This window comes from Psychrobacter sp. APC 3426 (assembly GCF_030408035.1).
Lineage (GTDB): Bacteria > Pseudomonadota > Gammaproteobacteria > Pseudomonadales > Moraxellaceae > Psychrobacter.
In genome coordinates this window covers 312,386-337,127 of the sequence record NZ_JASDCF010000001.1, presented here as the reverse complement: position 1 = coordinate 337,127, position 24,742 = coordinate 312,386, and the positions used below count along the sequence as shown (strand labels likewise).

Genomic DNA, 24,742 nt, shown 5'->3' with positions numbered 1-24,742 from the left:
CTAAATAGACGGAAAAGGACAACCAGTTTCATGAATAAAGAACAGATAAATAAAAATCACTTGAATAGAGAGTCCGTATTTTTACGCCAAGCAGAAGCGGATGATATTGACGCACTCGAACAGTTACTAAACCGTTGCTACCGAGAGACGGAGGGCTGGACCAATGAAGCGGATTTAGTCGGTGGTGTTCGTATCACTCAAGCTGAGCTGGCAAGCACCATTGCCAATCCAAAACACTATCTGTTCATTTATCCAAAAACGACCACAGGCGAACGCGGTGGAGATGAAACCGGTGAGCTGTTGGGTTGTATCGCGGTCGATATAAAAGTTGATAGTGATGTAAATAAAGACGACCAAAATACGAGCATTGATAAAAACAAAGCTTATATCGGTATGTTTGCGGTACATCCAGAGCTGCAGGGGCAGGGCGTTGGTAATGTGATATTACAAGCCGCCGAAACTTTCGCTGAAAGACATTTAAAAAGTAACGACCAACCAACCCGTCTTACTATGTCTATTTTGAGCCATCGACCAGAGCTATTGGCTTATTATCAGCGCCGTGGTTATCAGTTGAATGGCAATAAGATGCCGTTTCCAGATGATGGTAATAATGGTGAACCAAAACGTCAAGATTTAGAGTTATTAGAATTAGAGAAAGTCGTTAATGCATAAAGGTTGATTTTATCCATCTCAAACTTGAGCTAACCCCAAAAATGCCCAAAGGTCATAAACAGCCCAATACTAAGCAAGATAAATGCCACGACAATTAAGCGCTTAAACCAATTAAAAGCGGGCAAGCGTGTGGCATTGTCATCAGACATTAAGTAAGCAAACAGGCATAATAAGCTTGCTGCTAATGTCATAATCCCTAAGCCTATGGGTAATATATAAAGGTAGATTTGCCACACAGCCATCTCGCAACTATTATTGATACTATCATCATAACAGCATCGATAATGGACTGTCTGTATGCGGCATACTTTAATCTTTTCATCTTATCGAAATGTATAATGAGTGAACAGTAATATCGATAAATCGTGCACTGCTCATATCAATTTTTCTTGCTTGCTGTGCCTGTACAGACAGAGGCTACAAGAAATCAATATCAGCAATAGCGTCGCATTTTTAGCCCATTTAGATGACTATCGATTGAATTGAAGACACGCCCTAGGATATTTTGACTATAAAAACCACTTACGAATAAAATTGACTTTATTTTCTAAAATTAAGTTGGGTTTGTAGAAAGGACTCTGTATAATTAAGTAACATTATAGATACATTGAGAACGATATGAAAAACCTAAAAAAACTCGCGCTGATACTACTTCTCACGCCATTATTCGCGGCTTGCTCTAGTGGTCCTTCTGAAAGCGATGTAGAGGCACTTATCCAAGCTCAGTATGATAAGGCCAACAGTATGATGGATGATGCTGTGGCAAATGCGGGCAATGATGAGATGGCAAAAGCCATGAGCGGCATGATGGAAGGGATGATGCCAACGCTTGAAAAAGTAGAAAATGTAAGCTGTGATACTACCGAAGGTGACAACACTTATTTGTGCACTGCTGACGTCACGCAAACGATTGGTGGTAAAAGCCGTACCGATAGTGGTACCTTTAAAGTTAATGATGTTAATGGCACTTGGGTATTGACTCAATAGCGGTTTATAAAGCTGTTAAAAGTAATGATATAAACAGGGTGCTTAAGTAGCGCCTTTTTTTGTACTTAACAATAGCTGATGAGTGGTTTATATTGTTCTATAAGACCTATGATAATAAAAAATAAGCGAATAAGGATTATCCGATGACTAGCAATATTCTATCTAAAGGCTTGTTTAAAAGAGGATTCAGAGCAACGACGATAATGACCGGTGCGCTTGTTTTTATGTCAACATTGCCAGCTTTGGCTCAAACCTCAAATCAGCACTATCAGATTCAGGATTTTTCTGACGATTACTATGCGGTTATTCAGACTAGCGCCGATGAGGATAGTGAAGAAAACACTAGTATAAATATTATAGATGCCAAAACCAAGCAAACCCTTATCAGCCAGCCAACTGATATTGATATAGAGTATGAGCTGAGCAATAGTGAAGCGTACCAACTAGGCAACAAGGTTAGCGCTAATATTGCCAATAGGCATTATGGCGAACATAGCGTACTCATATACGATGACTTTAATTTTGATAATAAAAAAGACTTGGCACTGCAAGATGGTCGCTACGGCTGTTACGGCGGGCCTTCTTATCAGGTTTATCTCAAGCAAGGGAGCAGGTTCGTGCTTAGCGAAGGTTTTACTGAACTAGCGCAAGGCTATTGCGGATTTTTTGGCATAGATAAAGACAGTAAAACCTTAAACACGATGACTAAGAGTGGCGCAGCATGGCATCAGTTTAAAGAGTTTAAGGTCATCAATAATAAGCCAGTAGCGGTGCGTATTATTGAGGAAGAATATAACTCAAGAAGCCTGCTATCTATTACTGAAAGCAAAAGGGTCAATGGCAAAATGAAGGTCGAGAATTATGAAATGCTACCGCAATATGATGATCAGAATGCAGCGGGCACACTACCTTATATTTATACCCTTATTGTAGATAATGGCAAAAAACTGGTGATTGATAGTCAGTATAAAGATGGCAGCGAGCAATTATATTATGCTTTTGCAAATAAAGAAGACAGAATTGAGCTGCTTTATGAAGGACAGTTTGACTATGATAAAACAACGAAGACACTGAGCTTCACCAACAGACCTGTGCTCTATAAAATCAATAACCAAGGCATCACGGTAAAGCTACCTAACCAGACAGTGCTGTTAAAGTCGCAACCTAATAGTGTGCAAGGCAATTTGGATGAAGTTACTCATTTCAAAAATGTAAGGGTGAGATAAAGAGTATTAAAATAATTCGTTAAAGTGAGAGATAGTCCTCAAACCCAGCAAAAAAGGCTACTCTCTCAAGAATAGCCTCTCTACTTACACACCCTATAAAACTAACGCATATATCAACGCGACATTAACGCATCGTCACAAACTCTTCCGAGCCAGTTGGATGAATGGCAACCGTATTATCAAAGTCCGCTTTCGTCGCGCCCATTTTTATCGCTACCGCAAAGCCTTGAATCATCTCATCGACGCCAAAACCTATGCCATGCAAACCGATGACTTTTTCATCATCGCCCAAGCAAACGAGCTTCATCACGCATTTTTGGCGATGCTGAGTCACCGCGCTATACATCGAGGTAAAGCTTGATTTATAGCATTTAATATTGTCTTTACCATACTGCTCAACGGCATCAATCTCAGACAAGCCAATAGTGCCGATAGCAGGGTGAGTAAAGATAACCGTTGGTACCAAGTCATAAACCAAATGCTCGTCTGTCTTATCATTAAACAAACGCTCTGATAGACGGCGACCTGCAGCGATAGCGACGGGTGTCAAATCAATACTGTTTTCGATAATATCACCGACCGCATAAATACCATCGACATTGGTATTTTGAAATTTATCGACTTTGATTTTGCCATTATCAGTCGTTTCCACGCCTGTAACATCTAAGTTAATGGTATCAGTGGAAGGCGCACGACCAATCGCCCAAATCAAACAATCAACGGTATCAAGCGCACCATCTTTGGTAAAGAGTTCTAAACTGCCATCGTCGTTTTTATTGACTTCCGTCAGCGTCGTTTCAGTATGCAATTGAATACCATCTTGCTCCATCTCTATCAATAACGCTTCTACGATAGTATGGTCAAACGAGCGTAGCGGCGAATGTTGACGCACATACAGATGTACCTCAGCGCCCAGACTGTTGAGCACGCCAGCGATTTCAACCGCGATATATCCTGCCCCGACGATAGCCACGCGTTTTGGCAAATGATTTAATCTAAAAAACCCATCAGAATCAATACCGTGTTCCGCGCCTTTGATATCAGGGAAGATAGGATGACCACCCGTCGCGATCAAAATATGGTCAGCGGTGATATGTTCGCCATTGACCTCGACCGTATTGGTATCGACGAATTTGGCAAAGCCTTTTATCACTTCAACGCCGTTCTTTGCCAAATTATTATCATAAGAGCGATGAATGTTTTGGATATATTGTTGACGACTATTGACCAGCTTTTGAAAGTCAAAGCCTTTTAACTCAACGTCAAAACCATAGTCTGGCGCATACTTTTCGATAGCTTCGGCCACTTGTGCGCCGTACCACATCACCTTTTTGGGCACGCAGCCCCAGTTTACGCAGGTGCCGCCTAATTGCTCCGCTTCGATGATGGCGCATTTTTTACCATAGCTTGCCGCTCGGTTGATTGAAGCAATGCCACCGCTACCGCCACCAATGGAAATATAGTCATAATGTTTGGTCATAGTTAAGTCTCTTTATTTAGTACGTATTGATGCGTATTGGTACAATTTTGCAGTCTATTATTTTTTAATTCTGTTATTTTTAACTCTATTGTAATGGGTATGATAATGAATCTTACAAGGTTTTGCTTATGAAGATGTGCCAGCTAGCACCACGCTATAAAAATATTTAGGCAAAAATAGCCTCACACCTTATAAGCCCATCTAAACAATAGCGCGCCGTCTATAAAATAACAGCCCAGGAATGGATAAGCCTAGCACCAATCCTGAAGTCACAAATAAGGCCTCAAACAAATACACCATCATTTGGCTAAATAATTCGTCGGAAAAGCCAAAATAGCCAATCTGTACCATACTGACCATCGCCTTATAAGCAGCGATACCGGGCATCATACAGATGACGCTTGGCGAGATTAACGCTTTGGGCGGTAAGGTATATTTTTTAGAAAAATACACGCCTAAAAAGCTGGCAAGCATCGCCCCAAAAAAGCTAGCAACCACGAGATGGATGTGCTGATAGACAAGCGCTGTTTTTAGTCCGAACCCAAACGCGGTCATCAGCAAACACGGCAGAATATAACGTTTGGGGACGCTGAACATGAGTGTCCAACCAAGGGTGATGATACACGACAGCACCACGGTTTCAATGAACCACATGTCAAAACCCCCAGTGCTGTATTTGCAGTAATACCAGCGCCATCACGATGCCAACGCACGCTGATAAGGTCAACATATAAGTAAAAACGGCACGTCCAATGCCGATATTGACATAGCCTTTTAAGATGTCTGAGAAAGAGTTGATCAAAGGAAAGCTTGGCACCAATAACAGCACGCTAGAGGCAACGGCAATATCTGCATTATTACCAATATCAAAATAGTAAGTCGTCGCCCCAATCAAAGAGGCGATAAATGCCGTCACGATGACGGTGATAAAGGGATTGAAATGGTGCTTTGCCAAATATATGCGGGTAAACATTGCTACCATGCCAGCGATAAATGTCACAGCGGTAATCGACCAACTGCCACCATTAAGATTGGCAAACGCGGCACAAGATGCACCAACAAATATGCCCACCAGCCACGTTGGATAAACCGTTTTATCTAACTCATCAAACGCAAGGGTGGTGCGGTCAGTCAGCTCAGATTTTAGTTTATTGTTATCTAGCTTGTCGCTATTTGTATCGGCTTCGGTTTTATTGATAATTTGCTGGATTTGTACCAATAAGTTGACATTGATGCTTTGATTAATCGTGTCTCGAGTGGTGGTGATACAGCGTTCATTACAGATAGTGGTCAAGGTAATAGCATTAAAATTAAGCGAACATTCTACGCTACTCATTCCCAAAGCGAATCCCAAACGTTTAGACAAGTCCACCACCACAGCAGACTCAGCACCATATTGCATAAGGAGTAATCCGCAGCGCACGCATAATCGAGTAATGCGCTGTTGCTGTACGTAGCTGATAGAGGTCATTGGGCGAGTACGCATGTTGGCTATTGTGATTTTTATGAATGGTATTAGTATAAACAGTGTGAGTCGTTATGAGGTATCGATACGGCAAGGTAACGATAGCATAACTTGCCGTGCTTATTTGCTACTATTATAAAGCGTAAACCACTGTCGCAAGGAGAATAAAATGCATATCGCTATCTTAACACTGACTTTCGCGCTACCCGGATGTAGTTCACTCAAAGAAAAACGCCAACGCATGGGCGGTTTGCATGCACGATTTGGCAATACGCCAAGTGTCGCGGTATGTGAAAGCGGTGAGCGTGATCGACATGATGCCAGCGAATGGACGTTTGTGATCGTCGGGCTGTCTAAACGTGAGGTCGAGTCGCAGTGTAGTCAGATAGAGGAGAAAATAGAGCGTACGGTAGATGCAAGGGTGATGAATGTTGAGAGGGAGTTTATTTAGTTAGAGCGCTTTTATTACTGGGAGCCAATCCCGCTTTCCGCTCATATCTTGGTTGCCCACTAGAGCGGTAATGAATAACCAATAGCGTTCCTATTGTCTTGATACCGCTTCTACCTAAGTCAATGTAACCTACAAGCTACTTTTCTCCTCTTAGGCGCTCAATGAGCCAGCCTGACAATGGGAATGAAACCATTTGTGTTAACGGAACGAGTATGATCGTTTCGATTAATACCACCACTGGAAGACTTAAGTCATGAGTCACAGGCTTTAATAACGTTAACACGATCAAAAGAGTCGGATAAAGGCCTACATATCCTACTAATATGCGTATAAGTCTGTCTTTAATATTCTTATTCATTAATTTTTACCAATTGATAAATAAATAATCTACAAGTTATAAAAAACCTTAATAGTAGCTTCATTATTTACCAGCTATCAAATTATGAGAACCGTCAAAGCTTTCTATAAGCTTATCTATATAACCTTCGATTGTTTTTATAAGAAAGTATAGTAGGTTCACCTTAAAACCGATGCAGTGCAACTGGGATGAGTTTTTCGTAGCCTCTGTGATAGCAGCAAGCAAGGAAAATTTATACCAGTCGCACGTGACGACAAACGTATCGATTTTATTTCGAACTGACTATATTAGATTTAAGAACAAAAAATAAGACCACGAATGGTCTATTTCACTAGCTATTTTTGGTAATAAGGGTAATCACTATAGCCTATTTCCGTGCCACCATACATTGTGGCTGGATCTACCTCATTGAGCGGCCAATGATGAGCTATGCGCTCTGGTAAATCAGGATTAGCAATAAAAGGACGACCAAAAGCAAATAAATCACCATAACCTTTAGATAACATATTGAGCGATTTCTCTACAGTGTATTTTCCCGCATAAATAATACGTCCTGAAAACTCAGCTCTAACCGCTTGATAAAAGGGCTCTGGTAAATCAGGTGCACTATCCCAATCAGCTTCTGCAATGGACAAATAAGCGATGCCCGCTTTCTCAAGTACTTTAACCGCTTCAATATAAGTATGATGAGGATCTGATTCTACCAGCCCTAAGTACACACGATCCTCACCGGTACTAGCAAACAAAGGCGCAAAACGGACGCCTAAACGATCAGCACCGACCACATCACTCACAGCAGCAACCACTTCTTTTAGGAACCGCAAACGATTCGCTAGCGAGCCACCATACTGGTCATCACGTTTATTGCTATGCTCAGAGATAAACTGATTCACTAAATAACCATTGGCACAGTGCAGCTCTACCCCATCAAAACCTGCTTCTAAGGCGTTGCGAGCGGCTTGAGCGTACATCGTTATCAACTCGCTCACCTCTTCTGTGCTCAGTGCCCGCGGCTCACTTGGATCAGCTAAAGCACCTTCGCCTGGACCTGTTTCAATGAATACTTTGACATTATCAGCAGTAATAGCAGAGGGCGCTACAGGCTGATTTTGGTTGGGTTGTAAGCTAGTATGAGACACACGACCAACGTGCCATAGCTGAGCAAAAATAATACCGCCCTTGGCATGTACCGCTTGCGTGATTTTTTTCCAGCCTTCAATTTGTGCTTGCGTATGAATACCTGGCGTCCATGCATAACCTTGGCCTCTGGGTTCGATCTGTGTCCCCTCCGTCACCATAAAGCCTGCAGAAGCACGCTGGGCATAATAACTTGCCATTAAATCATTAGGAATATTGCCAGGTTGCGTGCTACGAGAGCGAGTCAATGGTGGCATCACAATACGATTTTTAAGCGTATAAGGCCCAAGTTTTACAGGCGAAAACAGTGCACTGGTATTAGGAATAGTTTGTTTCATAACATTCTCTTTTATAGCAAACGGATAGGCTTATTACTTGAAATTTATCCGTTGTTTTAAGGTTTGATTGATCACTTAAGTAATATGAGTAATCATAAAGTTTTAGAGGTACAATTAGGAACAACGTTTTCTTGTTGAAGATACAATTATTAATGGTACAGATGATGAATGGTATAAATCGGCTTGATATCAAACAGCTCAGAGTGCTACAGGCATTGCTTGATCTAAAGAACCTATCAAAAGTTGCACGCAAAATGGGCTTAACCCAACAAGCTATCAGTGAGCAGCTGCGTAAGCTACGTGATCTATTTGATGATCGTCTGTTTATTCGTCAAGGAAATAGCATGGTGCCCACACCAAAAGCACTATCGATGCAGCAACCTATTAACGATATATTAAGACAGTTAGAGGTGCTCTTGGAGCCGGATGTGTTTACGCCGCAAACCTATAAAGGTGTTTTTACGATTAGTGTGACCGATTATGCGACGCAGGCATTATTACCGCAGTTGTTTAATCTAACGCGCCGTGAAGCGCCTAACTTAAAATTGATAGTGCGAGATTTTGCCTCAGACAACATCAATCAGCTTATTGCGGCAGGCGAACTTGATTTACTGCTTACCTTTCCAGAGTTTATCCCTGATAATTTATCTTATGTCACTTTGTTTGAAGAACAACATTTATGCATTACAGGTTATAAAAACGAGTTCGCAACAGAGATATTCACACTGGCACAAATTGCAGCACACCCGCAGCTGGTGGTATCGCCTTCGCGTGCCAACTTGCGCGGTTCTCATGATCAGTGGTTTGCCGAAAAAGGGCTTAAGCGAAACATTGTGATGTCAGTGCCTAGCTTTTCAGCTGTGCCAGATATTTTGCATACCACTGACATGATTGCCTTTTATCCCGCGCGACTACTGCCAAACAGTAAAGTTAAAGCGCTTAAAGTAGAAGCCCTACCGCCTACCTTTAAGATAATAGCCGCTTGGCATCCACGTACCAATGACAGTGGCATTCACCGTTGGCTAATCGAGCAATTACGAGATTTATAATATACAGCGATGGTTAGTGTACTCTCCTGCATCCTATGGATATTTCAACAATATTCTACAGCCCTCGCAGCCCAAGAGTCACATCATAAAATGCTACTTTAGCGTCTTCTATCTCTCCTGCAAAAAGAGAAAATAGAGGTGGTAGCGTCTCATAAACCGTAAGCTCATTCTCTATGCCCGCTCCAAAAAGAATCCGGTAGCAAGCAACTCAAATGATTCACGTTCACGACTCATATCTACCCAAGGCACTCATAACAATTGCAGCTTTGGAGGATAGGTGTCGTCTTTGGTTTGCTGTGCCACGATAGCCGCTAAGTTGCCTCCTGCTCTATCACCGCTAACCGCTAGACGCGTCGCATCAGCGCCAAACTTAGCGGCATTATTCGCAACATGAAGATAAGCGCTCAATCCATCATTGACAGGAGTGGGAAAGGGATGCTCAGGCGCTAAGCGGTAATCAACTGCAATGACAGTGCAATTGCCATTATTCGCTAGATGCTGACAAAGCAAATCATGTGATTCAAGCGAGCCAGCAACATAGCCACCGCCGTGATAAAACACTAGAGCAGGCTGACTTTTGTCAATAGTATTTCGATGGCGATAACGACGCAAGCGAATGCTCTCACCATCCGACACGTCGAGCTTAAACTCATCGCTGATGATGTCTTTCTGATTTGACTGCGCTAACAACGGGCCTTGTCCATCGATTTGACTACGCGTACTTGCCACGCTCGCTAATTGATCAGGCGGTGAACCAAACAGCTTTAAGATGACTTGCACTGAGACATCCAAGGTCTGATCATCTATAACGATAGGCTTGCCAGCGATTTTTCTTAGAATAGGTTTTGGCAGGTTGATAATTGTTCTGACAACAGTTCTTTTTGCTTTCGATGTTAACTTCTTTATTTTTGCGTGGTTTTTGATTTTCATTAAAGATATCCTTATCTCGTTTAGCCAATAATAACACGTAGGTTGGCGTGGAACTTGCTACTGCTAACAGATAAACTATATTTAATAGACTTTTGTTCCTTAGAGTGATAATATTTTGTGGTAATTTAGACACATTACTTACATGCTAGTTACATTGCTAATGTGTATGTTGCTATTAATTGGTGTCTTGCATGACATGGATTTTGGTAGCGAATTTTTGAACTAATAAATTTATTAGCTTCAATTTAGCCATTTAAATATACCTCTCAACTAGGACGTTTAATGAAAACTGTTAACAAAATAAAAAATGCTTTATTTTTGACTACTATTACAACTTTAGTAGGTTGTACCACTGTAGCCGATATGGCAGGGTACGATACTGCTACGCTAAATACTAATGCGGCTAAAAGTTACTCTCAAGTGGTTTCTAAAGCTAATGGTCAAGGCGCAGTAGATAATACTTCTGCCACTGCTATTCGAGTTAAAAACGTCTTCAATCGTATGAAGCCTTATGCCGTTCGTGCTAATACAACAGGTGTTCCTTTTGACTGGCAAGTTACAGTTATACGTTCACCTGAATTAAATGCTTGGGCAATGCCTGGTGGCAAAATGGCTTTTTACACCGGTATTGTAGAAAAGTTGAAGTTAACAGATGCAGAGATTGCTGCGATCATGGGACACGAAATGACCCATGCATTATCTGAGCACAGTAAAAAAGATGCTGGGCAAAAAATTCTGACCGGCTTAGCGCTTCAATTAGGTGGTGCTGCGATACAGGAAAAAACAGGACTAAATGCTGAGGCAATGAGTTTAATTAGTGACTACGGCCTTGATAAGCCGTTTTCTCGTAGTCAAGAATCACAAGCCGATGCTGGTGGTTTACGTTTGATGGCGCAGGCAGGCTACAATCCAGAAGCTGCAATTGCAGTATGGCAAAAAATGGAGGCCGCCAATGGTCGTAGTAATGCGATAGTTACTTTGATGTCTACGCATCCAAACTCTGGGCAGCGTATCGCTAAAATTCAGGCCCTGTTACCTGAAGTTATGCCAGTCTATCAAGCGGCGGCTAAAGCACCTGCTAAGGCAACTACTGGAGTAACTACTAACGCCACTACTACTAGAACTATTAAGCGTAAATAACTCAGTAAGTATTCAAAAAAGTAAATGTTACCACAAAAGGTAAGTCAAACGACTTATCTTTTTTTTGCAAAAGGATATGTACAAGTGGCTGATTTGATGGTTATCTTATGTCTTAAGGGCTAGGTGTGGCAAGCTGTACTCATTTGGCAATACGCCAAGCGTCGCGGTCTGTGAGAGCGGTGAGGGTGATCGGCATGATGCCAGAGAATGGACGTTTGTGATCGTTGGGCTGTCTAAACGTGAGGTGGAGTCGCAATGCAGCCAAATTGAGGAAAAGATAGAACGGACGGTAGATGCGCGGGTGATGAATGTTGAGAGGGAGTTTATCTAAACAACGCGACCTTATTGTATTTTCGAGTGTCGCAATTTTTACGAGTTTATGAGCTAATTGTTCTTGGGATAGTTAATGAAAGTTAGTACTTTACTAAAAATAACGCTCGGTGTTTCTATTGGTTTGATGCTTTTGGCTTTAACTCAAGAATCATACTGTACCGCCGAAGGTTGCATGCATTCAATGATGGCTTTTATTTTTGGCATATTTGGGATGTTCATTGGGGGTAATGAAACACTTACTTGGTTTGCTAATCCGTTATTAATTCTGGCATGGTTACTTATTAAGTATCGTAAAACATCTTTTTTATTGAGCTTATTATCTACTTTAATTGCAGTGTCATTCTTAATGTTTGATGAGGTAGTTGTTACTGAGGCGGGACATAGCAGTATGACTACAAGATATGCTCTAGGATATTGGCTGTGGGTAGGCAGTCATGCTGTCATAGTATTGGGCAATGTACTAATAATGATTAATGGACATTACTATTTAAAAACAGAAACGAAAAATGATTAAAATTTAGTGCAATCCTTGCTAGTAGTGTCTTCGATATTGAATATCGGTCTGCAAGTTAGGGTTGATGATTTATCTTAAGTTATGATGTTGGGGGTCGCAAGCTCCACGCCAACCTACGGATTGTAGGTGATTTCGTATTTAGATTGTAGGTTGGTGTCGAAGGATGAGACCCAACGAGATGGTTTTGATGAATATGAGACAGTTGGGTTTCTCTGGTCAACCTAATCTGCGAGCTAACCAACCTATAAGATAATATCGTAATATAAGGATTTAGGGAAAAATCTTATTAAGAGTGATTCTAAGATAAAATCCAAGTCGCAATAGTAGATGCGAAAATAGCTTGAAGAGTAAGTATTGCAAACCAAGCTATAGATTTAGCGTAGTTCCAATTTAGTTTAGACTTAGCTTTAGCTAGAATTTTTTTATCACCATTGTTTAAATGTATATAACTTAATTCATCTATTCTATCAATCGAATTTTCTAAAAATTTCCCCAGAATTCCTCCTGAAAAATAGAACATACCAATAATACCAATGGTTGATACCAAGTATTTCAGGTTGTTCACATTAACAGTGAAATCTAAATTGATTACTTCAATTAGATAATAGCAAGTGTAAGCCGATATAAGAAACATCGCTATGCTTGTAAATATTGGAAACCAGTGTGATTTACTTTGTAGCAGCACTATAAATTTATTTTTCTTATTGAGCTCAATCTCGGATATCCAACTATCTACTGTAAGTAGCATGTTTTTAGCAACTATAGAATCTATATGCTCAATTTGAATAGTTATGATTTGTCCTTTAAATAATCGATATAACAACCTTGTGGAATTATTCGATTTGGCTTTATGTTTAGCAGCAATTTTAGAAGTTATATTTATTAAAATTTTATAAGGCTGAGGTTTCTCAACATTAGAAAGACCCAGAAGCACATTGAAAGTAATAACAATGTTTTCTACAGGGGAAGTACTGCTTTTGTCATATCCTTGAAATCTGTCAATAGATGAAAAAACCTGCTTACTGTTATCAATATGAAATATAGTTATATTTTCGTTTCTACTTATTACTTCCCATTGAGCATAAGTTTGAACCATTTTATTATATAGTTGAACTATAGGTTCATTATTCACCTCGTAATTATCAGAGTAACTCCTTGATAAGCTTTCAGTTTTTCCAGTTACAGTATTATATAGAGCTTGTGCCAATTTATATGCGTTATCATCTTTAATTATTAGTTGCGTAGTGTCTTGAGTCATTATTAGTTATCCTACTAATTAATTATGATAACTCATCGTCTCCTAAGAGTTTGCTCTGAGTATTTTTTTAGCTCGAAAGATTATAGTGTTTTCTATAAATACTTTCAATCCATATAAAAACAAAAAAAGCCACCCCCTAAAGAGTAGCCTTCTCATCAATTATTACCTAACTTCTATTAACTCACTTCTTTCATCTTTTGCTTAAGCATCGGCTTCAGGAACTCACCAGTATATGAGCCTTTGACTTCTGCTACTTCCTCGGGCGTACCTTCAGCGATAATAAGTCCGCCACCTTTGCCGCCTTCAGGGCCAAGATCAATCACCCAATCCGCCGTTTTGATAACGTCAAGATTGTGTTCGATGACCACGATGGTATTACCTTTATCGCGTAGAGTATGCAAGATATTGAGCAGCTTATCGATATCATGGAAATGCAAACCTGTGGTTGGTTCATCCAAGATATAGAGCGTCTGTCCGGTATCACGCTTGGCAAGCTCACGCGCTAATTTAACCCGCTGCGCTTCACCGCCAGATAGCGTTGGCGCAGACTGACCGAGGCGAATATAGCTGAGACCAACATCCATGAGCGCTTGCAGGCGACGATAAATCGCTGGAATGGCTGAGAAGAACTCAGTCGCATCTTCAACAGTCATATCGAGCACGTCCGCGATGGTTTTACCTTTATAGTGAATCTCTAAAGTCTCACGGTTATAGCGTTTACCTTCACAAGTGTCACACGGCACATACATGTCAGGTAAGAAATGCATCTCAACTTTGATCAGACCATCACCTTGACACATCTCACAGCGTCCGCCTTTGACGTTGAAGCTAAATCGACCGGCTTTGTAACCACGAGCCCGCGCTTCTTGCGTTTGTGCAAACATTTCACGTACTGGCGTAAAGACACCGGTATATGTCGCTGGGTTGGAGCGCGGCGTACGACCAATCGGGCTTTGATCGATATCGACCATTTTATCCAAATGCTCAAGACCAGTGATACTCTCATGCTTATCAGCGATGAGTGTTGACGCATTATTTAACTGGGTGGCTGCAAGTGGCATTAAGGTACGATTAATCAAAGTTGATTTACCAGAACCCGAAACCCCAGTGATACAAGTCATGATACCGATTGGTAAGGTCAAATCAACATCGTGTAAGTTGTTGCCGGATGCACCTTTTAGCTCAATGGTCATCGCGACTTGCTTGGGCTTAGCTTTACCTTTGACTTCCGACTCGATGGTTTTGGCTTTATGACGAATGCTTGGAATCTCGATTTTTTTCTTACCAGACATATATTGTCCAGTCAGTGATTCTTTATTGGCCATGATGTCATTGACCGTACCTTGGGCGATGATATGGCCGCCATGTACGCCTGCGCCGATACCAATATCGATGACGTGATCCGCTTGGCGAATCGCATCTTCATCATGCTCAACGACCAGTACCGTATTACCCAAATCACGTAAGCGCGTTAAGGTTTTTAGTAAGCGATCATTGTCACGCTGATGCAGACCGATTGACGGCTCATCGAGTACATACATGACACCCATGAGACCAGCGCCAATTTGGCTAGCCAGACGAATACGCTGCGCTTCACCGCCCGATAGCGTTTCAGCAGAGCGAGCAAGCGATAGATAATCAAGTCCGACACTGACAAGGAAATTTAGACGCTCATTAATCTCTTTAAAGATTTTTTCTGCAACTTCACCTTTATGACCGCCAATTTTTAGCGTTTTATAATAGTCAGCCGCATCACCGATAGACAGCTTAACGATTTCTGCGATGGTTTGGTCGTCTACGCGGACATTGCGTGATATCTCATTCAGACGCGCGCCATCACAGACGTTACACGTGGTATCCGCCAAATATTTTGCCAGCTCGTCACGGACTAGGTTACTTTGCGTTTTGGCATAACGACGTTCCAAGTAAGGCAGCACGCCTTCAAACGGTACAGTCTTATTGGTTTTACGACCGCGCTCATCGGTAAAGTTAAAAGTTAGTTTTTCTTTACCAGAGCCATGCATGATGAGATCTTGCTGCGCTTTTGGCAGCTCTTGCCACGGCGCATCCATATCAATCTTAAAGTGTTTACAAACAGTCGAAAGCAAACCAAAGTAATACGCGTGACGCTTATCCCAACCATTAATCGCGCCTTGATTGAGCGATTTTTCATGGTGGGTTATCAGTTTTTCGGCTGAGAAATACTGACGTTTACCGAGACCATCACAGCTTGGGCAAGCACCATACGGATTGTTAAAACTGAACATACGCGGTTCGAGCTCAGACACAGCGCGATCACAAACAGGGCAAGAATGCTTGGCTGACATGACCTGATTAGCATCACCGCCTTCTTTTGGATTGCCATCCATAAAGTGCAGCGTCACTAATCCTTGTCCTAAACGTAGGGCGGTTTCCAAACTTTCAGCAACGCGGTTGCCTAAGTCATCACGAACTTTAAAGCGGTCAACGACGACTTCGATGGTATGCTTTTTCTTTTTATCGAGTGTCGGTAGCTCATCAGTATCGTAGACATCACCGTCGACGCGTACGCGTACGAATCCTTGACCAATTAGCTGCTCAAGCAACACCGTATGCTCACCTTTACGCTCACGAACCACTGGCGCAAGTATCATTAATTTTGTGTCATCTGGCAGTGCCATGATTTGATCAACCATTTCGGTGACCGACTGCGCCACCATTGGCTCATTGTGCTCAGGGCAAAAGGGCGTACCGATACGCGCATAGAGCAGACGCAAATAGTCATAAATCTCGGTAATGGTACCGACTGTTGAGCGCGGGTTATGGTTGGTTGATTTCTGCTCGATAGCAATCGCAGGAGATAGGCCTTCGATACTATCGACATCCGGCTTCTCCATTTGCGATAGGAACTGACGTGCGTAGGCCGATAAGCTCTCGACATAACGGCGTTGCCCTTCAGCATAAAGCGTATCAAAGGCCAGCGATGATTTACCAGAACCTGATAAACCAGTAATCACCACAAATTTATCTCGTGGAATGTCTAAGTCGATGTTTTTTAGATTGTGCGTACGTGCGCCGCGTATTGCGATATGGTCATGTGCCATTATTAATAGGTTTCCTATTTGCTAAAATAATATATAAAAAATGTCTAAGTGTTAAAAGAACGAATAGTGTTAAAAAAATAAGGTCGAGTGGGTTAATCAAAAGCTTCAATGGTTTTAAATTTATATTGCTTTATAAAAGGTTAATAACTTTTTAAAGCAATATAAAGCAATATAAAGTAAAGCGATATAAACGGTTATCTTAATGCTTTATCATCTTAAACGGTTATCTAGAATGGCTATTTATAACAACATATAACCACGTCTTCTAAATACTGTCTCTTTTGGCCAATCTTTTGAGGTTTTTCTTTGTTTTATATTTTATAAGTGTTTTATCAGTCCGGAAAAGCAATAGTCATCATGTCTGGTTGCGTAACGATGGTTGTATATTAACGCTTGCGACGCTTTACTTTATTGTCATGGTAGCAGCATTATTCAAGGTATCGTGACGCATCAGATGCACTTGGTAACAAAATTCTTGTCTAATATGAAAGGCTTAAGTTGATGTTAGGTGGGAAGCGATAGTCATAAGACAAAAGTCTCGGCAACCAAACGGCGAATGTCTTATACTAGGGGGCTTAATTTTTAGGCTAGAGTTTTGATAGCGTCATAATAGTATGAGCAGCGCAGTCGTGATAAATCAGCAATGATGAACCAGTGAGGCAAATATGAATAGCGTAGAAAAACGGGCAATCCTTGGGGTCGGTGGTATATTCGCCTTGCGGATGATTGGCTTGTTTATGATTGTGCCAGTATTTTCTGTGTATGGTGATAATTATGCGCATGCCACACCGTTTCTGATTGGTTTGGCGGTCGGTATTTATGGATTAGGGCAGGCTATTTTCCAGATACCGATGAGTCTTGCTGCGGATAAGTTTCCCCGTAAACCTATTATATTCTTAGGTCTGATATTATTTGCGCTTGGCGGTATGATTGCTGCTAATGCGACTGATATTTATGAAGTTATTATTGGCCGGGCGCTGGCAGGTAGTGGCGCGGTATCTGCGGTATTGATGGCATTACTCGCTGATGTGACACGAGAAGAGATGCGTACAAAAGCGATGGCGACGATGGGCTTGACCATTGCGACCTCTATCATGTTGGCTTTTGCTTTCGGGCCGTTATTGGTCGGCTCGCTTGGTATTTCCGGACTGTTTTGGTTGACATCAGGGTTTGCTGTTTTAGCCATGCTACTGCTATTTGTGGTACCTACGCCAATGAGAGTGCTCAAGCACAATTTGGATAATAAGTCGATTGGTCAGCAATTGGCCAGCGTGCTAAAAATCGGTGATTTAAACCGTTTGCATATCGGTATATTTGCCTTACATCTAACGATGACAGCGATATTTGTCATTTTGCCACATCAGCTGAGTGATGTGATGGGGTTGTCTGTGCGCCAGCAAGGCTTGGTGTATTTGCCATTGTTATTTATTGGCTTTGCCGTCGCCATTCCATTTATTATCATCGCCGAAAAGAAACGTAAAATGCGCCAAGTATTTCTAGGGGCGCTAGCGTTAATGACAGCCTCTTTGGCACTATTAGCATTCGGTAGTCATGTCGGGATAGGTATTATCTTAGGGCTATTACTCTACTTTATGGGCTTTAACTTACTCGAAGCCACCATTCCATCATGGATATCTAAGCGAGCGCCAGTAGCGAATAAAGCAACGGCGATGGGACTCAACTCATCCAGTCAGTTTTTCGGTGCTTTTGTTGGCGGGGCGATGGGCGGCTTATTGTTGACACAGCCAAATATGTTGGCGTGGGGCATACTTGCTATCATCATGGGGGCAGCGCTGCTCCTTATTATGCCTATTGCTCAGCCGCCTTATCTCTCGAGTACCACAGTCACTATCCCTAAGGGTATCAATATTCAAGACTGGTCACGTCAAATGCTGGCAGTAGATGGCGTGGATGAGCTGGTCGTCATGGCAAAAGAGCAAGTGGCCTATCTGAAGTTGGACAAAACCCAGCTGACAGATACCTCGCGACAAGAGCTGTCGCATCTAGCACAAAGCCCCCTAGATATTTAGACAAAAATTGGTTAAAGTAAATTCATATTACTGATAGTATTAATGTGCGGTGGACCAAATTGGCTCCATTAGATCATGATTAACACGATTCATTAAATTATTCATAAGTAAAAGGACGGTACCATGCGCGGAGTTAATAAAGTTATCATTATCGGTAACCTTGGAGCAGACCCTGAGGCACGTCAATTTAGTAACGGCGGTAGCGTGACCAATATTTCGGTTGCGACATCGGAACAGTGGACAGACAAACAAAGCGGCGAAAAAAGAGAAGCGACCGAATGGCATCGCATTTCATTGTTTAACCGTTTGGGTGAAATCGCAGCGCAATATTTGCGTAAAGGCAGTAAGGTCTATATCGAAGGTAGCTTACGTACCCGTAAATACCAAGATCCCAATGGTCAAGACCGTTATATTACCGAGATTCGTGCTGAGCAAATGCAGATGCTTGATGGCGCGACAGGTGGTGGCGGTCAAGGCGATAATAGCTTTGGTGGTCAAAACTCAAATCAGGGCAGTGGCGGCTATGGTAATCAAGGCGGTCAAAGCAATCAAAACAACTTTGGTGGTCAGCAAGGCGGCTACAATCAAGCTGGCGGTGCAGCAGCTCAAGGTATGGCACAAAGTGGCAATCAGGGCGGCTTCAATAACCAAAGCGCTCCTGCTCAGCCTAACCAATTTGGTCAGCAAGCGCAAAAGCCTGCACAACCAAAACCGACAGCCATGCCAGATGGTCCTGTAGATGACGATATACCGTTCTAAATCTTATATAATAAAAAGATATTGTATTTACAAACCCTTAGCTCATTGATATTACTATCATTGAGCTATTTTTATATCCAAAATGTATTAAGAGATTAGAGTTTATCGTTTAGGTTTACCATAAAACAGATTTATGTTTACAGTAGCTTATGAGTTATATCTATAAATGCTTTTTTTATAAGTCGGCTTTGGTTTACTTTATAAATAAAAAGATGTTTATATAAGGCGCTCTATATAAATAATATCGATGAAAATTAGCCCATATATTTACTTGGATTAACGATTTATTAATTTCAGTTATAAAAATATAATAATGTACTGTTGTTATCATTGATGTTTTTGTTTATATTAACTGCGCCTATAAGTTATTTAAGTTTATGATATATAAGTATATAAGCTATCTGTGTTTATTGGCATGCATATCAACACGATAATGAGTAAAATTTTAAATATTTGTCGATTTATAGATAAGGTTTGTTCATAAACTTCATGATTGTATTTAATGATGAAAGATAAGCTTGTAGTCGTTAATGTTTTAATCTTAGATAAATGATTCATTTTAAGCCCTTAGTAGTCAGTATTGTGTTTATTAAGGTCAACTTTCCTATTTTATAACTGGATTTACTATGAGCAAAAACAGCGCAATTGATTTAGACAGTTTAAACGTAGATGAGCTACGTGCCATCACTGAAAATGCCCAGCAGCTTATTGCTAAAAAACAGCATCAGCGTTTATATGATGCTTATGTGCAGTTTGAAAAAATTGCAGAAGACAGCAATGCGACCATCGAAGAGATTTTGAAGGCGGGTGAAACCCTAGAGAAGAAACGCAGTATTAAGTACCGTAATACCGACAATGCCGAAGAAACATGGACGGGTCGTGGGCGTAAGCCGACTTGGTTGGTCGAGGCGTTAGCAGCAGGTCGTAATGTTGAAGAATTTGCTATTTAATGAGTCATAGATAGCGCTTAGTGAATAAGCAAAGCAATAGATAGAAGTCAGTATGTTTTTTGCCAGTAATTTGGTGAAAAGATACTGGCTTTTTTTCTGTCATCTATAGGCCATTGTTTGTTATGATAATGACGTTTTTGTCTGATATAAGAGTTGTGCAACCGTGCCCCAAGTATCCACGTCGTCTCATAAGCGTCCCCGTAAGCTGTGGTGGCTGGTTGGGTTTATATTATTTGCGGTATTTGCGGTCTTGCAGATGCCAGCGTCTTGGTTATTAGAGAAGTATGCGCCTGATACGCCTTATGTACAGCATATCTCGGGTAATTTATGGCAAGGCTCTGCGATTTGGCAAATACCAAGCTCAGCGACTCCGCTAACAGGCACAGCGGGCTGGTCGTGGCAGCCTTGGTATTTATTATTAGGTAAACTGGGTGCAGAGGTCGATATTTATTCTGAGCAGACCAGACTCAACGGGCAAGTAAAGCTGGGTCTCAATTCATGGCAAATCGATAATATGAGCGGCAAGATTGCACCTGAAACTTTAGCTCGCGTTGTTGATTGGCAATTGCCAAATACGCCGATTCAAGTCAATGCAGTATCGCTAAAACGACACTCAGGCAGCAACTCAAATAATGAGTCGAGCAATAAGCGGTCTGGATTTAGTCAAGCAGATGGTCAGCTGACATGGGTCGGCGGTGAAGTGGGCTATCCTAGCGGCGGTAAGGTTTTTTATATCACCATGCCTGCGATGCGTGCTGAGCTGAGTGCGGAACAAAAGAATAATAAAAATTTGCTGCATGTTAACTTATTGAACAATCAAGATAAGCGCTTGGGTGACTTATATCTTGATGGGGACAATATGTTAGATGTCAGTTTGACCCAGCGTCTACTAGAAAACATGCCTGAGTATCAAGGACAAGCGCCGCAAGACACCTCAGTCGTCAGTGTTCGTCAGCCATTATTGGCTGGTTTGGGAGCGCGCTAGATGGCTAATACGAGCGCCACCCTAAAACCTATCGTCAATATTCTCAATCGCTTTTCAGGGTGGCTGTTGTTGTTGGCCATTGTTTGGCTATGTTGGACAGCAGCACGGCTATTATGGTTATTGATGGCGGCGCCTTTAGCACCTACATTGCCCTTAGCGCCATTGCAAAGCAGTACAACGTCAGGCAACGATAATAGTGGTCTGTTTGCTATTTTTGCCGACCCTGATCCTATCGCTGCAGCAGTGCAACCACCGCCTAATGTCGGTCTAAAAGGGGTATTGTTGGCCATACCAGAGAGCATGTCTTCAGCACTACTGGACGTCAATGGTGAAGTAAAAAACTATCGTATTGGCGATAGCTTAAAAGACAGCGGGTACACGTTGGTGGCAGTTGATTGGAACGCTGTGATCATCGCTGATGCCAGTGATAAGCAAACCGTTATTAGAATGGCTGATGCCATGCCACTGGATCAAAGCGATATGATGGCAGGCGCAGTCAGTAATCAGCGTTTGCCTGATAATAACATGTTGCCGACTGCTCCGATGCCAGTGCCAAGCAACGCGTCGCCAACCGATACAGACCCTACGGCAGAAAGCAGTAGTGAAGACAGCCCACAATCAGCGATTGAAGAGGCGGTCACTGAGCTGCAGGAAAATCCTGCCAGCTATCTGAGTAGAATGGGCGTGATGGCTTCAGGTGAAAGTTATCAAGTAACAGCAGCGATGCCAGCCAAACTTCGTAATCGTTTGGGGCTTGAACCGGGTGATAAGGTACTGACCGTAAATGGTCAAAGTGTGGGCAATAATCCTGCGCAAGATGCCAGCGTATTGCAGCAAGTGCAGCAAACCGGTGAAGCACAAATAGAGGTGCAACGGGGTGAACAGGTCATTACCATTCGTCAGCAGTTTTAATATGCTGTGACGATTGGTTGTTTTTTAATTTATATATCAGCGTCTTTATATAAAGCGCGCCATATAACGCACCATTAACTCAAACGCAAAGCGCCAAATTACTTTAGCCAACGTTGTTTTATCTCACTCACACTAAAACAGTGGTTTTAAAATACTCGCTATTCAGCTTTTGACCCAAAATCTAGCACATATTTAGCAACATCACTGCAGGTAGTTATCAATATGGTAAGTTCTCATAAATTTTCAGTCACGCCTTTGCACCATGTCTTGCATCGTCTGATGCGTATGTGCCGCCCTCTGTGTTTAGCGCTACCATTGTGGGCGGCCAGTACAGGTCTGGCGAGTGCTGAGAGTTGGAAGGTCAACTTACAAGATGCCGATATTAAGGCTTTCATTAATGAAGTGGCGACCATCACGGATCAGAACTTTGTTCTTGATCCACGTATTAATGGCAATGTGACAGTTATTTCTAACAAAGCCTTGTCGCGTGATGAGATTTATCAGCTATTTCTGAGTGTGATGCAAGTCAATGGTATTGCTGCAATCGACTCGGGGACGACGATTAAATTGGTGCCAGACAATGTCGCCAAACAGTCTGGCGTGGCGGTTGATTTGCGCGGTGATAGTGTTGGCGAAGCCTTGGCAACGCGGGTGATTTATTTGACCAACACTCAAGCGGCAGAAGTATTAGGCGTTATCCGTCCGCTGATGCCCCAGTCTGCTCATGCTGCTGCTGTGCCTGGTGTCAATGCTTTAGTATTGTCTGATCGTGCAGATAGCCTGAACCAATTAACGGCGCTTATCCGTGATTTGGACAGCAATGTGAATGATAGCTTGCATGTGATACCACTACGTCATGTCGATGCTGAGCGCATGATGGAATTAATAAGTGCTTTAGTGGCAAGTGCTGGCAGCGGACAGGCACAGGGTGGCAGCAACCAGCTCAAAGTAATAGCGGATACTTCTAGTGATAGGCTATTGGTGAAAGGTAGTCCTGAGATGATTGCTAAAGTCCAAGAGATGGTCGCTCAGTTGGATACCACGCCCACTAGACGCTTAAGCGGTCTGCGTGTCTTTCGACTAAAGTATGCCAGTGCAGGACACATCGCAGAGATGCTTCGCGGACTGTTGGCCAATCAGTCGATAAATAGTGCTGGCGCGACGTCTACCTTAGAGTCAGCATCGCTGAATGACGCCAATAATGCAGGTGCGGCGTTGACCAGCGCCGCGAGTGACGTTCTGAATAACAACACTGCCACCACATCGGTATCTGGTGGTGCAGGCTCTGGTAGTGCTAGCAGCGGTATTGGTGGTCGACCCTTTAGCATCATCGCTGATGAAACCCAAAATGCAGTCATCGTCAATGCTGCACCTGAGCTAATGTTTGAAATCGAAGATGCTGTCAATCAGTTAGATAGCCGTCGCGCACAGGTACTGATTCAAGCAGCAATTGTCGAGGTGTCAGGTGACGATGCGACTCAGCTTGGTGTGCAGTGGGCGCTTGGTAATGCCAATAGTGGTTATGGCGTTGTAAACTTTAATAACGCTGGCGCCAGCGCGGTGTCGCTTGCCGCCGCCGCGTTGTCAGGTGGCGGTGCTGCCAGTATTAGCGCAGCTGCAGGTTCGATAGCGGGCGCTTTAATTGGTATCGGTGATAGCAGCAAAGACAGCCAGGGCAATACCCAGTTTTATGGTGCTATCTTGCAAGCACTTGATTCTTCTACCAGTGCCAATCTGCTTTCTATGCCATCGATTTTGACGTTGGATAATGAAAAAGCCAGTATTTTGGTTGGTCAAAACGTACCTTTTGTCACAGGTTCTTATACCACCAGTGGTGACTCTTCGAATAACCCTTTTCAGACCATTGATCGCCAAGATATCGGTATCAATCTCAATGTGATTCCACATATCGGCGAAAATGGCACCGTGCGGTTAGAAGTCTCACAAGAAGTATCATCGGTGGTTCCTGGTAGTGCTGGAAACGCCAGCGGTTTGATTACCAATAAAAGTCTTATTAATACCACGATTTTAGCGGATGACCAGCAGACTATTGCGCTAGGCGGCTTGATGCGTGATAACACAACGACACGTCAACAAAAAGTCCCAGGTTTAGGCAATGTACCTTTGATTGGTCGATTGTTCCGTTCTGATAACGACACCACCCAAAAGAGTAACTTAATCATATTCTTGCAGCCAACCATTCTTCGTGATGGCGGCGCGGTCGCTAGCGTCACAGAGCGCAAGTTCAATCAAATGCGTGTGTTACAGCTGGTCATCGATAAAAACGGCACTATCAAACAGTTGCCATTAAGTGGTACAGAAGGCTGGAATGGCGACGTTAGTGCCGATTATGAGCTGATGCCGCTGAACCCACTCATCCCTAAGCGTGACCAAACGCCAAAACCAGCACCGCAGGGCTTTACTAAGGTAGACAGTCAAAGTACTGGCATGACTACTTATCCTCTCAATCGCTAGTATCGAAACTCAACATCCATTCATTTAAATGAACAATGAATCTTGCAATAGCTAGAGCCCTGTACGGTGTGATGAATCAGCATGACACCGTACATTAGCTTGCGCTTTCATAACACGCTATAAACACAGCAGGTTTTATATCTAAGTATAATTAATATCATTAGATGGCCGAGCACACGTAAATAAGTGCCGATACTATAAGACTGAAAT

At 42.4% G+C, this 24,742-nt stretch carries 23 protein-coding genes; 14 read left to right on the top strand and 9 right to left on the bottom strand.

Annotated features, from left to right (window positions below):
* Nucleotides 1-30: 30 nt before the first annotated feature.
* Nucleotides 31-672: a GNAT family N-acetyltransferase gene (locus QL919_RS01510; RefSeq protein ID WP_290187822.1), complete on the top strand. Its 642-nt coding sequence runs from the start codon at nt 31-33 to the stop codon at nt 670-672.
* Between the two features lie 29 nt (nt 673-701).
* Here QL919_RS01510 and QL919_RS01505 read toward each other — a convergent pair whose 3' ends face one another.
* The gene (locus QL919_RS01505; RefSeq protein WP_227674769.1) at nt 702-863 is read right to left on the bottom strand and encodes a hypothetical protein; all 162 of its coding nucleotides are present in this window, start codon (nt 861-863) and stop codon (nt 702-704) included.
* A 427-nt stretch (nt 864-1,290) separates the two neighbouring features.
* Here QL919_RS01505 and QL919_RS01500 point away from each other — a divergent pair, with 427 nt between their 5' ends.
* Together QL919_RS01500 and QL919_RS01495 are read left to right on the top strand one after the other, a co-directional pair.
* On the top strand, nt 1,291-1,659 hold the full coding sequence (locus tag QL919_RS01500; protein WP_173238859.1) for a hypothetical protein: 369 nt from the start codon (nt 1,291-1,293) through the stop codon (nt 1,657-1,659).
* 143 nt (nt 1,660-1,802) lie between these two features.
* On the top strand, nt 1,803-2,885 hold the full coding sequence (locus tag QL919_RS01495; protein ID WP_173238860.1) for a hypothetical protein: 1,083 nt from the start codon (nt 1,803-1,805) through the stop codon (nt 2,883-2,885).
* A gap of 124 nt (nt 2,886-3,009) precedes the next feature.
* Here the strand turns inward: QL919_RS01495 and gorA are convergent, their stop codons facing one another.
* From gorA to QL919_RS01480, 3 genes are all read right to left on the bottom strand, one after another.
* Nucleotides 3,010-4,365, bottom strand: coding sequence for a glutathione-disulfide reductase (gorA, locus tag QL919_RS01490; RefSeq protein ID WP_173238861.1), 1,356 nt, complete (start codon nt 4,363-4,365; stop codon nt 3,010-3,012).
* 201 nt (nt 4,366-4,566) lie between these two features.
* Nucleotides 4,567-5,019 carry a threonine/serine exporter family protein gene (locus tag QL919_RS01485; protein WP_068037441.1) on the bottom strand — a complete coding sequence of 151 codons (453 nt, stop codon included), beginning with the start codon at nt 5,017-5,019 and terminating at the stop codon, nt 4,567-4,569.
* A gap of 1 nt (nt 5,020) precedes the next feature.
* Nucleotides 5,021-5,836, bottom strand: a complete 816-nt coding sequence (locus QL919_RS01480) for a threonine/serine exporter family protein (protein WP_290187973.1) — start codon at nt 5,834-5,836, stop codon at nt 5,021-5,023.
* Between the two features lie 163 nt (nt 5,837-5,999).
* Between QL919_RS01480 and QL919_RS01475 the strand changes: the two genes are divergently transcribed.
* Nucleotides 6,000-6,281 (top strand): DUF503 domain-containing protein, encoded by a 282-nt coding sequence (locus tag QL919_RS01475; RefSeq protein ID WP_011514283.1) that lies wholly within the window; start codon nt 6,000-6,002, stop codon nt 6,279-6,281.
* Between the two features lie 136 nt (nt 6,282-6,417).
* On the opposite strand, the gene QL919_RS01470 is transcribed toward QL919_RS01475, so the two are convergent.
* Nucleotides 6,418-6,639 carry a hypothetical protein gene (locus tag QL919_RS01470; protein WP_201575466.1) on the bottom strand — a complete coding sequence of 74 codons (222 nt, stop codon included), beginning with the start codon at nt 6,637-6,639 and terminating at the stop codon, nt 6,418-6,420.
* A 335-nt stretch (nt 6,640-6,974) separates the two neighbouring features.
* The gene (locus QL919_RS01465; RefSeq protein WP_201575464.1) at nt 6,975-8,114 is read right to left on the bottom strand and encodes an alkene reductase; all 1,140 of its coding nucleotides are present in this window, start codon (nt 8,112-8,114) and stop codon (nt 6,975-6,977) included.
* Nucleotides 8,115-8,245: 131 nt separating this feature from the next.
* Here QL919_RS01465 and QL919_RS01460 point away from each other — a divergent pair, with 131 nt between their 5' ends.
* The gene (locus QL919_RS01460) at nt 8,246-9,163 is read left to right on the top strand and encodes a LysR family transcriptional regulator (RefSeq protein WP_290187821.1); all 918 of its coding nucleotides are present in this window, start codon (nt 8,246-8,248) and stop codon (nt 9,161-9,163) included.
* A gap of 249 nt (nt 9,164-9,412) precedes the next feature.
* Here QL919_RS01460 and QL919_RS01455 read toward each other — a convergent pair whose 3' ends face one another.
* The gene (locus QL919_RS01455) at nt 9,413-10,093 is read right to left on the bottom strand and encodes an alpha/beta hydrolase (protein ID WP_290187820.1); all 681 of its coding nucleotides are present in this window, start codon (nt 10,091-10,093) and stop codon (nt 9,413-9,415) included.
* 282 nt (nt 10,094-10,375) lie between these two features.
* On the opposite strand from QL919_RS01455, the gene QL919_RS01450 reads away from it, so the two are divergent.
* The 3 genes from QL919_RS01450 to QL919_RS01440 all read left to right on the top strand — a co-directional run bounded on the left by QL919_RS01450 (nt 10,376) and on the right by QL919_RS01440 (nt 12,080).
* Nucleotides 10,376-11,233: a M48 family metallopeptidase gene (locus QL919_RS01450; RefSeq protein ID WP_290187819.1), complete on the top strand. Its 858-nt coding sequence runs from the start codon at nt 10,376-10,378 to the stop codon at nt 11,231-11,233.
* A gap of 133 nt (nt 11,234-11,366) precedes the next feature.
* Nucleotides 11,367-11,564 (top strand): DUF503 family protein, encoded by a 198-nt coding sequence (locus QL919_RS01445; RefSeq protein WP_290187972.1) that lies wholly within the window; start codon nt 11,367-11,369, stop codon nt 11,562-11,564.
* Between the two features lie 75 nt (nt 11,565-11,639).
* The gene (locus tag QL919_RS01440) at nt 11,640-12,080 is read left to right on the top strand and encodes a hypothetical protein (protein ID WP_290187818.1); all 441 of its coding nucleotides are present in this window, start codon (nt 11,640-11,642) and stop codon (nt 12,078-12,080) included.
* A 298-nt stretch (nt 12,081-12,378) separates the two neighbouring features.
* Here the strand turns inward: QL919_RS01440 and QL919_RS01435 are convergent, their stop codons facing one another.
* Complete coding sequence (locus QL919_RS01435; protein ID WP_290187817.1) at nt 12,379-13,338, bottom strand: hypothetical protein; 960 nt, start codon at nt 13,336-13,338, stop codon at nt 12,379-12,381.
* A gap of 176 nt (nt 13,339-13,514) precedes the next feature.
* On the bottom strand, nt 13,515-16,421 hold the full coding sequence (gene uvrA, locus QL919_RS01430; RefSeq protein WP_290187816.1) for an excinuclease ABC subunit UvrA: 2,907 nt from the start codon (nt 16,419-16,421) through the stop codon (nt 13,515-13,517).
* A gap of 665 nt (nt 16,422-17,086) precedes the next feature.
* Here uvrA and QL919_RS01425 point away from each other — a divergent pair.
* From QL919_RS01425 to gspD, 6 genes are all read left to right on the top strand, one after another.
* Nucleotides 17,087-18,451: an MFS transporter gene (locus tag QL919_RS01425; RefSeq protein ID WP_290187815.1), complete on the top strand. Its 1,365-nt coding sequence runs from the start codon at nt 17,087-17,089 to the stop codon at nt 18,449-18,451.
* A 123-nt stretch (nt 18,452-18,574) separates the two neighbouring features.
* Nucleotides 18,575-19,210, top strand: coding sequence for a single-stranded DNA-binding protein (gene ssb, locus QL919_RS01420; protein ID WP_290187814.1), 636 nt, complete (start codon nt 18,575-18,577; stop codon nt 19,208-19,210).
* Nucleotides 19,211-19,836: 626 nt separating this feature from the next.
* Nucleotides 19,837-20,160: an H-NS histone family protein gene (locus tag QL919_RS01415; protein WP_290187813.1), complete on the top strand. Its 324-nt coding sequence runs from the start codon at nt 19,837-19,839 to the stop codon at nt 20,158-20,160.
* A gap of 163 nt (nt 20,161-20,323) precedes the next feature.
* Nucleotides 20,324-21,145, top strand: coding sequence for a type II secretion system protein N (gene gspN, locus QL919_RS01410; RefSeq protein ID WP_290187812.1), 822 nt, complete (start codon nt 20,324-20,326; stop codon nt 21,143-21,145).
* Nucleotides 21,146-22,057, top strand: coding sequence for a type II secretion system protein N (locus QL919_RS01405; RefSeq protein ID WP_290187811.1), 912 nt, complete (start codon nt 21,146-21,148; stop codon nt 22,055-22,057).
* A gap of 222 nt (nt 22,058-22,279) precedes the next feature.
* Nucleotides 22,280-24,532 (top strand): type II secretion system secretin GspD, encoded by a 2,253-nt coding sequence (gene gspD, locus QL919_RS01400; protein ID WP_290187810.1) that lies wholly within the window; start codon nt 22,280-22,282, stop codon nt 24,530-24,532.
* Nucleotides 24,533-24,742 lie beyond the last annotated feature (210 nt).

Excerpts from the sequence above, each read along its gene's own strand:
- QL919_RS01510 (WP_290187822.1), top strand. The coding sequence starts at position 31 with ATGAATAAAGAACAGATAAATAAAAATCACTTGAATAGAGAGTCCGTA.
- QL919_RS01505 (WP_227674769.1), bottom strand. The coding sequence starts at position 863 with ATGACATTAGCAGCAAGCTTATTATGCCTGTTTGCTTACTTAATGTCT.
- QL919_RS01500 (WP_173238859.1), top strand. The coding sequence starts at position 1,291 with ATGAAAAACCTAAAAAAACTCGCGCTGATACTACTTCTCACGCCATTA.
- QL919_RS01495 (WP_173238860.1), top strand. The coding sequence starts at position 1,803 with ATGACTAGCAATATTCTATCTAAAGGCTTGTTTAAAAGAGGATTCAGA.
- gorA (WP_173238861.1), bottom strand. The coding sequence starts at position 4,365 with ATGACCAAACATTATGACTATATTTCCATTGGTGGCGGTAGCGGTGGC.
- QL919_RS01485 (WP_068037441.1), bottom strand. The coding sequence starts at position 5,019 with ATGTGGTTCATTGAAACCGTGGTGCTGTCGTGTATCATCACCCTTGGT.
- QL919_RS01480 (WP_290187973.1), bottom strand. The coding sequence starts at position 5,836 with ATGACCTCTATCAGCTACGTACAGCAACAGCGCATTACTCGATTATGC.
- QL919_RS01475 (WP_011514283.1), top strand. The coding sequence starts at position 6,000 with ATGCATATCGCTATCTTAACACTGACTTTCGCGCTACCCGGATGTAGT.
- QL919_RS01470 (WP_201575466.1), bottom strand. The coding sequence starts at position 6,639 with ATGAATAAGAATATTAAAGACAGACTTATACGCATATTAGTAGGATAT.
- QL919_RS01465 (WP_201575464.1), bottom strand. The coding sequence starts at position 8,114 with ATGAAACAAACTATTCCTAATACCAGTGCACTGTTTTCGCCTGTAAAA.
- QL919_RS01455 (WP_290187820.1), bottom strand. The coding sequence starts at position 10,093 with ATGAAAATCAAAAACCACGCAAAAATAAAGAAGTTAACATCGAAAGCA.
- QL919_RS01450 (WP_290187819.1), top strand. The coding sequence starts at position 10,376 with ATGAAAACTGTTAACAAAATAAAAAATGCTTTATTTTTGACTACTATT.
- QL919_RS01440 (WP_290187818.1), top strand. The coding sequence starts at position 11,640 with ATGAAAGTTAGTACTTTACTAAAAATAACGCTCGGTGTTTCTATTGGT.
- QL919_RS01435 (WP_290187817.1), bottom strand. The coding sequence starts at position 13,338 with ATGACTCAAGACACTACGCAACTAATAATTAAAGATGATAACGCATAT.
- uvrA (WP_290187816.1), bottom strand. The coding sequence starts at position 16,421 with ATGGCACATGACCATATCGCAATACGCGGCGCACGTACGCACAATCTA.
- QL919_RS01425 (WP_290187815.1), top strand. The coding sequence starts at position 17,087 with ATGAATAGCGTAGAAAAACGGGCAATCCTTGGGGTCGGTGGTATATTC.
- ssb (WP_290187814.1), top strand. The coding sequence starts at position 18,575 with ATGCGCGGAGTTAATAAAGTTATCATTATCGGTAACCTTGGAGCAGAC.
- QL919_RS01415 (WP_290187813.1), top strand. The coding sequence starts at position 19,837 with ATGAGCAAAAACAGCGCAATTGATTTAGACAGTTTAAACGTAGATGAG.
- QL919_RS01405 (WP_290187811.1), top strand. The coding sequence starts at position 21,146 with ATGGCTAATACGAGCGCCACCCTAAAACCTATCGTCAATATTCTCAAT.
- gspD (WP_290187810.1), top strand. The coding sequence starts at position 22,280 with ATGGTAAGTTCTCATAAATTTTCAGTCACGCCTTTGCACCATGTCTTG.